Annotated in this window: 11 protein-coding genes and 1 pseudogene; all 12 read right to left on the reverse strand. The window is 59.3% G+C overall.

Translation table 11 applies throughout. The features are described 5' to 3' along the window. Positions 1 to 182 precede the first annotated feature (182 nt). Positions 183 to 419, reverse strand: coding sequence for a 30S ribosomal protein S17 (gene rpsQ / locus ACT6VE_RS29170; RefSeq protein WP_069059027.1), 237 nt, complete (start codon positions 417 to 419; stop codon positions 183 to 185). Positions 420 to 432: 13 nt separating this feature from the next. Further along, positions 433 to 633 (reverse strand): 50S ribosomal protein L29, encoded by a 201-nt coding sequence (rpmC, locus tag ACT6VE_RS29175; RefSeq protein WP_069059028.1) that lies wholly within the window; start codon positions 631 to 633, stop codon positions 433 to 435. Positions 634 to 645: 12 nt separating this feature from the next. Next, positions 646 to 1,059, reverse strand: a complete 414-nt coding sequence (rplP, locus tag ACT6VE_RS29180; protein WP_069059029.1) for a 50S ribosomal protein L16 — start codon at positions 1,057 to 1,059, stop codon at positions 646 to 648. Between the two features lie 38 nt (positions 1,060 to 1,097). After that, positions 1,098 to 1,832 (reverse strand): 30S ribosomal protein S3, encoded by a 735-nt coding sequence (gene rpsC, locus ACT6VE_RS29185; RefSeq protein WP_444801772.1) that lies wholly within the window; start codon positions 1,830 to 1,832, stop codon positions 1,098 to 1,100. After that, the gene (rplV, locus tag ACT6VE_RS29190; protein ID WP_069059031.1) at positions 1,832 to 2,221 is read right to left on the reverse strand and encodes a 50S ribosomal protein L22; all 390 of its coding nucleotides are present in this window, start codon (positions 2,219 to 2,221) and stop codon (positions 1,832 to 1,834) included. Before rplV ends, rpsC begins: the two co-directional genes overlap by 1 nt. A 2-nt stretch (positions 2,222 to 2,223) precedes the next feature. Next, positions 2,224 to 2,502: a 30S ribosomal protein S19 gene (gene rpsS / locus ACT6VE_RS29195; protein ID WP_023517272.1), complete on the reverse strand. Its 279-nt coding sequence runs from the start codon at positions 2,500 to 2,502 to the stop codon at positions 2,224 to 2,226. A gap of 15 nt (positions 2,503 to 2,517) precedes the next feature. Next, positions 2,518 to 3,354 carry a 50S ribosomal protein L2 gene (gene rplB, locus ACT6VE_RS29200; protein WP_444801773.1) on the reverse strand — a complete coding sequence of 279 codons (837 nt, stop codon included), beginning with the start codon at positions 3,352 to 3,354 and terminating at the stop codon, positions 2,518 to 2,520. Between the two features lie 31 nt (positions 3,355 to 3,385). Then, positions 3,386 to 3,679: a 50S ribosomal protein L23 gene (locus ACT6VE_RS29205; RefSeq protein ID WP_444801774.1), complete on the reverse strand. Its 294-nt coding sequence runs from the start codon at positions 3,677 to 3,679 to the stop codon at positions 3,386 to 3,388. Next, positions 3,676 to 4,296: a 50S ribosomal protein L4 gene (gene rplD / locus ACT6VE_RS29210; RefSeq protein WP_444801775.1), complete on the reverse strand. Its 621-nt coding sequence runs from the start codon at positions 4,294 to 4,296 to the stop codon at positions 3,676 to 3,678. Before rplD ends, ACT6VE_RS29205 begins: the two co-directional genes overlap by 4 nt. A 12-nt stretch (positions 4,297 to 4,308) precedes the next feature. Then, positions 4,309 to 4,992, reverse strand: coding sequence for a 50S ribosomal protein L3 (gene rplC / locus ACT6VE_RS29215; protein ID WP_444801776.1), 684 nt, complete (start codon positions 4,990 to 4,992; stop codon positions 4,309 to 4,311). Positions 4,993 to 5,160: 168 nt separating this feature from the next. Beyond that, the gene (gene rpsJ / locus ACT6VE_RS29220) at positions 5,161 to 5,469 is read right to left on the reverse strand and encodes a 30S ribosomal protein S10 (RefSeq protein ID WP_003507767.1); all 309 of its coding nucleotides are present in this window, start codon (positions 5,467 to 5,469) and stop codon (positions 5,161 to 5,163) included. A gap of 189 nt (positions 5,470 to 5,658) precedes the next feature. Then, positions 5,659 to 6,000: pseudogene (gene tuf, locus ACT6VE_RS29225) on the reverse strand (elongation factor Tu); the annotation flags it as partial.

Consider the following 6,000-nt stretch of genomic DNA (forward strand, 5'->3'; position numbering starts at 1 on the left):
GCTTATGGAAATTCATGTTTTCGCGCGGGATGGTGTGTTGCCAAGGTGGTTTCCACGTCGGCGAACCGATGGACCTTCCGTGCGCTAAAAGCAAAAGAACGCTCGCGAGTCCGAGCGTCCTTACGCTGCTTCATACAGAGATTCGCGCCAGAAGCAAGAGCCCGGCGGTCAATCTGATGTTTTTAAGCCTGGGCCGATACAACGGTCCAGCACTTGTCCTTGGAAATGGGCGCACATTCCTCGATGGAAACGACGTCGCCAACCTTGAACTGGTTGGTTTCGTCATGCGCCTTGTACTTCTTGGACCGGCGAACGGTCTTCTGAAGCAGCGGATGGGCAAAGCGGCGCTCGACGCGAACGACAACTGTCTTGTCGTTCTTGTCACTGACTACAGTGCCCTGCAGAATGCGTTTCGGCATCTTTTTCTGGTCCTTAGGCCTTGGCTTCTGCCGCCTTCTGGCGGGCAATGGTCTTGACGCGCGCGATGTCCTTGCGGACTTCGTTGATACGCGAGGTCTTCTCGAGCTGGCCTGTCGCCTTCTGGAAGCGCAGGTTGAACTGCTCTTTCTTCAGCTTGGCAAGCTCGTCGTTGAGCTGATCGGCGCTGAGCGCCCGAACGTCTACGGCTTTCATAGCTTCTGCCCCTTACTCTGCAATGCGCTGTACGAAGCGCGTCTTGACCGAGAGCTTGGCCGAGCCGAGACGAAGCGCCTCACGGGCGATCTCCTCGGTAACACCGTCGATCTCGAACATCATACGGCCAGGCTTGACCTTGGCCGCCCAGTATTCGACCGAACCCTTACCCTTACCCATGCGGACTTCGGTGGGCTTCGCGGTGACCGGAACGTCCGGGAACACGCGGATCCACACACGACCAGCACGCTTCATGTAACGGGTGATCGCGCGGCGAGCCGCTTCGATCTCGCGAGCGTTCACGCGGTTAGGTTCCTGAGCCTTCAAGCCGAACTCGCCGAAAGCGAGGTCGGAGCCGCCCTTGGCGACACCCTTGATGCGGCCCTTGAACTGCTTGCGGTACTTGGTACGCTTTGGCTGCAACATTTTTTTACTTCTCCGATATTGGCTGCCAAACGCGACTGTTACGCGTTTTCACGGCGACGGTCGCCACGATCACCGCGCTGTTCGCGGCTGGCGGGGCCCTGGCTGTCACTTTCGCTTGCGCGACGCTCAGAGGCCATCGGGTCGTGCTCAAGGATTTCGCCCTTGAAGATCCAGACCTTGATGCCGCAGATGCCGAATGCGGTCTTGGCTTCAGCCGTACCGTAGTCGATGTCTGCACGCAGCGTGTGAAGCGGAACGCGACCTTCGCGGTACCATTCCGTACGGGCAATTTCTGCGCCGCCGAGACGACCGCCGCAGGTGATCTTGATGCCTTCGGCGCCAAGACGCATTGCGGACTGAACAGCACGCTTCATCGCACGGCGGAAAGCCACGCGGCGTTCGAGCTGCTGGGCGATCGACTGCGCGACGAGCGTCGCGTCGACTTCCGGCTTGCGCACTTCAACGATGTTGAGGTGCGTTTCGGAGTTCGTCATCGCGGCAAGCTTCTTGCGAAGCTTCTCGATGTCTGCACCCTTCTTGCCGATGATCAGACCCGGGCGAGCCGAGTGGATCGTGATGCGGCACTTCTTGTGCGGACGCTCGATGACGACCTTGGCGATACCGGCCTGCTTCAGATCTTCCATGACGAAAGCGCGGATCTTCAGGTCTTCGTGGAGCAGCTGGCTGTATTCAGCATTGTCGGCGAACCAACGGCTGTCCCAGGTACGGTTGATGCCGAGGCGGAAACCGATTGGATTAATCTTCTGACCCATTATGCGGCCTCCCCTTTGGCTTCGACTTCACGGACAACGATCGTGAGATGCGAGAAAGGCTTCTCGATCCGCGATGCGCGACCGCGGCCACGGGCGTGGAAACGCTTCATGACAATCGACTTGCCGACATACGCTTCCGCGACGATCAGCGAGTCCACGTCAAGGTCGTGGTTGTTTTCTGCGTTGGCGATAGCAGATTCAAGCGTCTTCTTGACGGTCTCGGCGCTACGCTTGCGCGAGAATTCAAGCTCAGCGAGAGCCTTGTCCACCTTCTTGCCGCGGATAAGCGCAGCAAGCAGGTTGAGCTTCTGGGGGCTGACGCGGATCGTGCGCGCGATGGCCTGCGCCTCGTTATCCTTCAGCCGACGTTCGGCTTTAGCCTTACCCATCGTTACTTCCTCTTCGCCTTCTTGTCCGCGCCGTGACCGTAATAGGTCCGGGTCGGAGCGAATTCACCAAACTTGTGGCCAACCATGTCTTCGTTGACGGCCACCGGGATGTGCTTGCTGCCGTTGTAGACGCCGAAGGTCAACCCAACGAACTGCGGCAGGATCGTGGAGCGACGGCTCCAGATCTTGATCACTTCGCTACGACCGCCTTCACGAACCTTCTCAGCCTTCTTGAGAAGATAGCCGTCAACAAACGGGCCTTTCCATACTGAACGAGCCATTCCTGACTACCTCTCTTACTTCTTCTTCAAGTGGCGCGAGCGCATGATGAACTTGTCGGTCGACTTGTTCGAGCGGGTACGCTTGCCCTTGGTGGGCTTGCCCCACGGGGATACCGGGTGACGACCACCAGAGGTGCGGCCTTCACCACCACCGTGCGGGTGGTCGACGGGGTTCATGACGACACCGCGGTTATGCGGGGTCTTGCCGCGCCAACGCGTGCGACCGGCCTTGCCATCGTTGATGTTGCCGTGATCCGGGTTGGAAACGGCGCCGATCGTCGCGAGGCAGGACGAGTGAACCAGGCGCTGTTCGCCCGAGTTCAGGCGAAGGATCGCCATGCCCTGGTCACGACCGACCAGCTGAACGAAGGTGCCGGCGGAGCGGGCGATCTGGCCGCCCTTGCCCGGCTTCATTTCGATGTTGTGAATGATCGAACCAACCGGGATGTACTGCAGCGGCATGGTGTTGCCGGGCTTGACGTCAACAGCCTTCGCCGAAGCGATGACCTTGTCGCCGACTGCCAGACGCTGCGGAGCCAGGATGTAGGCCTGTTCGCCGTCAGCATAGTCGATCAGCGCGATGAACGCAGTGCGGTTCGGGTCGTATTCCAGACGCGCGACCGTACCCTCGACTTCGAACTTGCGACGCTTGAAGTCGACGAGACGGTAGGTGCGCTTGTGACCGCCGCCGATAAAGCGGGCAGTGATACGGCCGAGGTTGTTACGCCCACCGCTCTTGGAGAGACCTTCGGTCAGAGCCTTGACAGGCTTGCCCTTGTAAAGGCCCGACCGGTCGACGATGACCAGCTGACGCTGGCTCGGAGTGGTCGGATTGAAGTGTTTCAATGCCATTTTCTTGTTTCCTCTTTAGCCGACTGCTCGATTAGAGCCCGGTGGAGACGTCGATCGACTGACCGTCAGCAAGTGTGACGATAGCCTTCTTGACATCTCCCTGCCGGCCGGCGAAGCCGCGGAAACGCTTTACCTTGCCCTTGCGGACGAGCGTGTTCACAGCCGTGACCTTGACGCCGAAGAGTGCTTCCACTGCAGCCTTGATTTCAGGCTTGGAGGCGCGCTTGGCAACGTTGAAGACGACCTGGTTGTATTCGGAGACCAGCGTCGACTTTTCGGTGATCGAAGGAGATACGATCACATCGTAGTGGCGAAGATCCGTCATTTGAACCGCTCCTCGAGGGCTTCTACAGCAGCCTTGGACAGAACGAGCGTGCCGCGGCGCAGGATATCATAAACGTTGATGCCCTGGATCGGCAGAACGTCCACGTTCGGGATGTTCCGTGCTGCGAGCTTGAAGTTGCCGTCAAGTTCTGCGCCACCGATGATGAGGGCGTTGGTGAGGCCAAGCGTGGCGAAAACGCCAGCCAGAGCCTTCGTCTTTGCTTCGGCAGCAACCAGATCGTCGATGATGATCAGGTTTGAAGCCTTCAGCTTGGCCGAGAGCGCATGACGCAGGCCAAGAGCGCGAACCTGCTTCGGCAGGTCGTGGGCATGGCTGCGAACAACCGGGCCGTGGGCCTTGCCGCCGCCGCGGAACTGCGGAGCACGTGCCGAATGGTGACGAGCGCGGCCCGTACCCTTCTGCTTGTACATCTTGCCGCCGGTGCGGGCAATTTCCGCGCGGCCCTTCGACTTGTGCGTGCCCTGCTGCTTCTTGGCAAGCTGCCAGCGAACGACGCGGGCAATGATGTCCTCACGCGGCTCAAGGCCGAAAATCGTGTCGGAAAGGGAGACCTTGCCGGCGTCCTTCCCCTCGAGGGTCGTGACTTTGAGATCCATGATCAGGCTCCCTTACTTAGCTGCGGCGCGCACGGCGGCCGGACGCGGAGCGTCGGTCGGGGTGCCGGACTTGACGGCGTCACGAACGACGATCCAGGCGCCCTTGGAGCCCGGGACTGCGCCCTTGACGAGGATGAGACCACGCTCTTCGTCGGTCGAAACGACCTCGAGGTTCTGGGTGGTGACGCGCGTCTGGCCCATATGACCAGCCATGCGCTTGCCCTTCCAGACCTTACCCGGATCCTGGTTGTTACCCGTCGAACCGTGCGAACGGTGCGAGACGGAAACGCCGTGCGTTGCACGAAGACCACCGAAGTTGTGGCGCTTCATGGCACCGGCAAAACCCTTACCGATCGTGGTGCCGGTAACGTCGACGAGCTGACCTGCCACAAAGTGGCTGGCGGTCAGTTCTGCGCCGATGTCGATGAGGTTGTCTTCCGAGACGCGGAACTCGACGAGCTTCGCCTTCGGTTCGACGCTTGCAGCGGCGAACTGGCCACGAAGTGCCTTGACCGTGTTCTTCACCTTGGAGGTGCCCGCGCCGAGCTGTACGGCCGTGTAGCCGTTCTTCTCCTGCGTACGCTGAGCGACGACCTGGACGTTATCCAGTCGCAATACTGTAACAGGGATATGCTCACCTGCGTCACTATAGACGCGAGTCATCCCTACTTTCTGTGCAATCACACCTGAACGCATGGTTCAATCCTCTTAGAAGTCCTGTCGGGGTATTCCCGTGAGCGGGAGCCCCTTCATGCCTCTTGGTTTAAGGATTCCACTCCGGCTTTCTAGCCGTCGGGTTTCCCGTTTTCAGAAGACGTCGGCTTACGCCACGTACCTTCCTTGTTATTTCGGCTTACGCCGGACTTAGAGCTTGATCTCTACGTCTACACCGGCCGCAAGGTCGAGCTTCATAAGAGCGTCGACGGTCTGCGGAGTCGGATCTACAATGTCGAGCAGGCGCTTGTGCGTGCGCATCTCGAACTGTTCACGGCTCTTCTTGTCCACGTGGGGCGAGCGGTTGACTGTGAACTTTTCAATACGGGTCGGGAGCGGAACGGGGCCGCGGACGCTTGCGCCGGTGCGCTTTGCCGTCGACACGATTTCACGCGTGGAGGCATCAAGGATCCGGTGGTCAAACGCCTTGAGGCGGATGCGGATGTTCTGGCCGTTCATACGACTTTTTCCTTAGTTCGTTATCCGCGCGATTCTCTTGAGAATACGCGTTTTTTGATTCTGCGGTTGCCTTAAAGGAACACGCACGAAAACACAATGCCGAAAGGCCAGTCCGCTAAATTTTCAAAGACCGGAAGGGCAGGATTACACCCTGCCCTTCCTATTTCAGCGGCCTTAAAGCCTTAAGTCTTACTCGACGATCGAAGCCACGATGCCGGCGCCGACGGTACGGCCGCCTTCACGGATAGCGAAGCGCAGCTTTTCTTCCATCGCGATCGGAACGATCAGCTCGACGGCAACGGTGACGTTGTCGCCCGGCATGACCATTTCCGTGCCTTCCGGAAGCGAAACGATGCCCGTTACGTCCGTCGTGCGGAAGTAGAACTGCGGACGGTAGTTCGTGAAGAACGGCGTATGACGGCCGCCTTCTTCCTTCGTCAGGATGTAGGCTTCTGCCATGAACTTCTTGTGCGGCTTGACCGAACCCGGCTTGCACAGGATCTGGCCACGCTCGACGCCGTCACGCTGTAC

Origin of the sequence: Shinella sp. (assembly GCF_052438155.1) — a bacterium.
Classification (GTDB): domain Bacteria; phylum Pseudomonadota; class Alphaproteobacteria; order Rhizobiales; family Rhizobiaceae; genus Shinella.

Coding starts and splice junctions, on each gene's coding strand:
- rpsQ (WP_069059027.1), bottom strand. CDS start 419: ATGCCGAAACGCATTCTGCAGGGCACTGTAGTCAGTGACAAGAACGAC.
- rpmC (WP_069059028.1), bottom strand. CDS start 633: ATGAAAGCCGTAGACGTTCGGGCGCTCAGCGCCGATCAGCTCAACGAC.
- rplP (WP_069059029.1), bottom strand. CDS start 1,059: ATGTTGCAGCCAAAGCGTACCAAGTACCGCAAGCAGTTCAAGGGCCGC.
- rpsC (WP_444801772.1), bottom strand. CDS start 1,832: ATGGGTCAGAAGATTAATCCAATCGGTTTCCGCCTCGGCATCAACCGT.
- rplV (WP_069059031.1), bottom strand. CDS start 2,221: ATGGGTAAGGCTAAAGCCGAACGTCGGCTGAAGGATAACGAGGCGCAG.
- rpsS (WP_023517272.1), bottom strand. CDS start 2,502: ATGGCTCGTTCAGTATGGAAAGGCCCGTTTGTTGACGGCTATCTTCTC.
- rplB (WP_444801773.1), bottom strand. CDS start 3,354: ATGGCATTGAAACACTTCAATCCGACCACTCCGAGCCAGCGTCAGCTG.
- ACT6VE_RS29205 (WP_444801774.1), bottom strand. CDS start 3,679: ATGACGGATCTTCGCCACTACGATGTGATCGTATCTCCTTCGATCACC.
- rplD (WP_444801775.1), bottom strand. CDS start 4,296: ATGGATCTCAAAGTCACGACCCTCGAGGGGAAGGACGCCGGCAAGGTC.
- rplC (WP_444801776.1), bottom strand. CDS start 4,992: ATGCGTTCAGGTGTGATTGCACAGAAAGTAGGGATGACTCGCGTCTAT.
- rpsJ (WP_003507767.1), bottom strand. CDS start 5,469: ATGAACGGCCAGAACATCCGCATCCGCCTCAAGGCGTTTGACCACCGG.